Origin of the sequence: Nostoc sp. CHAB 5715 (genome assembly GCF_020829685.1) — a bacterium.
Classification (GTDB): domain Bacteria; phylum Cyanobacteriota; class Cyanobacteriia; order Cyanobacteriales; family Nostocaceae; genus Nostoc.
Genome location: NZ_JAIVFR010000941.1, coordinates 1 through 2866 on the forward strand (window position 1 = coordinate 1; position 2866 = coordinate 2866).

The 2866-nt window shown below is 37.3% G+C and carries 4 protein-coding genes; 1 reads left to right on the forward strand and 3 read right to left on the reverse strand.

Annotated elements, in window-relative coordinates; genetic code table 11:
* The 3 genes from LC574_RS34055 to LC574_RS38375 form a co-directional block, all read right to left on the reverse strand.
* On the reverse strand, positions 1–1377 hold a 1377-nt coding region (locus LC574_RS34055), incomplete at its 3' end, for an ABC transporter substrate-binding protein (protein WP_229458020.1).
* Positions 1378–1835: 458 nt separating this feature from the next.
* Positions 1836–2336 carry a hypothetical protein gene (locus tag LC574_RS34060; protein WP_229458022.1) on the reverse strand — a complete coding sequence of 167 codons (501 nt, stop codon included), beginning with the start codon at positions 2334–2336 and terminating at the stop codon, positions 1836–1838.
* Positions 2311–2439: a hypothetical protein gene (locus tag LC574_RS38375; RefSeq protein ID WP_267871771.1), complete on the reverse strand. Its 129-nt coding sequence runs from the start codon at positions 2437–2439 to the stop codon at positions 2311–2313. The genes LC574_RS34060 and LC574_RS38375 overlap by 26 nt, the downstream gene beginning before the upstream one ends.
* Positions 2440–2765: 326 nt before the next feature.
* Here LC574_RS38375 and LC574_RS34065 point away from each other — a divergent pair.
* Positions 2766–2866: LysR family transcriptional regulator (locus tag LC574_RS34065; protein WP_229458024.1), on the forward strand; the 101-nt coding region annotated here is incomplete at its 3' end.

Consider the following 2866-nt stretch of genomic DNA (forward strand, 5'->3'; position numbering starts at 1 on the left):
CCAACGCTTTATACTTTTAAATTTAATTGTTCCTGTGGCTCCCGAAGCGAGAAAATTGGGATCAGATAGAGCTTGTTGCAAACCTTCTCTGGTATCGTGCTTTCTCAAGCCAGTAATAATTGCTTGGAGAGCATCATAAGAGGTAGCAGTCTGCCAATTTACTCTGCCCCAAAGTCTATTAGCATTCTCACTAAAGGGATTGTTCGGAAAAGCATCTGGATGCCAAAACGCAGTTAATACCATTCCTTTGACATTTCCTTTACCCCGCTGTAAAGTTTTAAAAGTATAAAGCGTTGGATGTCCAAATAAAGCTAAGTTGCCTTGATTTGCGTCTGCTACTTCAAAAGCACGGCTAATGTTATTCAATTTTGGAATTAATAGTAAACCCTCTGCACCAGCACTTATGGCTTGACTGACAACAGTAGAGGCAGGAATTTTTAAGTTACCAAAATCACAATTTGTAATAACTTGCCCACTAGCATTGGTGATAGAATCAGCGTAGGTTTTTTTCGTTGTATAACTTGTTATCGAGGTAGAATCTCCACAAATAGTAATTGTTTTCAGTTGAGCGGTTGTGACAATATAGTTAGCAAGAACGTCGCTTTCCACACGTTGATTAGGGACAATGCGAAATATATATTTACCAATTTCTGGTAACTGTTGCGATAGCTGTACCGTATTGTTAGTTGAGACCATCACCAACTTGTCTTTATAAATTTTTGCAGCTTTTACTGATACTTCATTACGGCTATGTCCTATTATTGCCAAAATACTGGAGTCCTTTACAAATTCAGCAGCTAATTCTTCAGCAATCCCTATGTGAGCATCATCATTAGCAATCAAAATCTGTAGTGGTTGTCCATTAATTCCACCACCTCTATTTACTTCATCTTGAGCCTGAGCTACTCCTCGTAGCATTTCTTCTGATATCTGTACATTGGAACCAATTGGTACGCTAATAACAACTTTCAAGGCTTTCAATTTACCAATTTGGGCATTATTTTTATAAATTAACGCTTCTGGATCATTTTTATTTATTTTCAAAGACGATTGAAATTTATTAAAAGCAGTAGTAAAATCCCCATCAACAAAGGCTTGCGTTCCTGCTTCTTTATCGGGATTTTTAGTTTTCATCACCAATATTCTCTCTCCCAAACTCATCCTTTCTTGTAAATCCAGACTTATTGGACTAGGGGAAATTGTGGGTTGTTTTGTTGGTTGCTCTAATGCCTGATTGAAAGTAGGTGAAGTAGGTTTAATACCTATCTCTGATGTATTAGGTTTAATTAATTTATTTAATAATAAAAAAATTAATCCTGTTACAAATATTGCAGAAAATAGTATAAGTAATTCTCTAATTTTTAGAATATCTCGCATAAAAGCCTCTGATTTACAAATTCAAAATCTAGACAGTAATTTGTAAAATAACTGGAAAAAAGCTATAGTAGTAACAACAAATAATCCACCGAGAATAACCAGCAAAAATACAACTAATATTCCTGATAATCCCATTTTAAAAGGGTTAGAAATTTGTAAACTTTTGAAGACAAAACTGATGAATAAACTGGTAAATAAAGCAGTACTAAATAAATAAACTTTTTCCCCAATTGGGTGAGATTGAGCAAAGATTAACACCCCCGAAATTAACAATAACACCCATAATCCAGACAGAATCCAATAGGGTTCTATAAAACTGAGCAGTATAATAGCTAAAAGCGAACTGCTAGCACCCGCAATTACTGAGCTTATGAGTATTCTTGTATTACCAAAAAAGTAGCCTTTATCTTCTCCTGTTAATTCGGATAAGCCCCGACGCTGTTCTGCACCGGGGCTAATTAGTTTTTTTCTAGCGCTTTCTTAAAGAGTCCTTTAAGTGGCAGAAACGCCCATCTCAATGCGTTTTCTGTATCTAGTTCTACCTCATAAGACAAAATCCCAGGTAAAAGAGGCAGGGCTAATTTTGCCTTAGCTGTCGCAGGTGTCTCTGGTTCATTGAGCTTGTCTCGAATTTCTAGTAACTTTTGCATGAAGTCATCGGGATAGTGGACGCTTGATTTGTTTTCAATCCGTTTCACTTCTTGGACAACATGAACGATGGCATTACGCGCATCGAACTCTTCTATTGCACACGAAGGTGCATCTTGCGCTAGTAGCTGCCAGTATTCTACTTCATACCTGCGAATCTGCGGAAGAATATCATCTCGGATTTGCTGATTAATAGCAATTCTTGCACGCGCATCATAGGTTCTAGCAAGAACTTGTTCCATACTGCCCAGATTTTCGTACCACAACTCTAGAGTCCTCTCTACATCAGCTAACCTTCTGCTTGAGGGCATTCTCACCTAACTCCTGTAAAATTGAATGACTGCGCTTGTTTAAAAAGTTAATCCCATACTTATCGTAAAGTTGGGCTACTGGCACTCGCTCAAGTTTGGTCATAGTCTGCGCTCAGACTCGCAGAATATTTCTGTTAAAGCATACACTTTTGCACTGATAATTAGCAATTGCATCTACCAGGATTCAGTTTAGCCCGGATTTCTCACAAGTAGTCTTATCTAAAAAATTCACACATAAAAGTAAATTATTTTTTGGCGATATTTTCCGAAAAAAACCGTGCAAAGTGCATAATTGACGATAAAGGTGGTAAAAACTGACTTACTTAAAGTGCCAATTTTAGTTAAAAACCTGTAACAAACCCTACCAAATTGCGATCAAAAAACCGTTAACTTAATGAAACCTATAAATGTAATTCAGGCTACATAAAAATGCGCCTAGAGCAGTTGCAAGCCTTTCTAGCGATCGCACAAACCGGCAGCTTTCAACAAGCAGCGCGAACATCAGGTGTTACGCAATCGACGATTAGTCG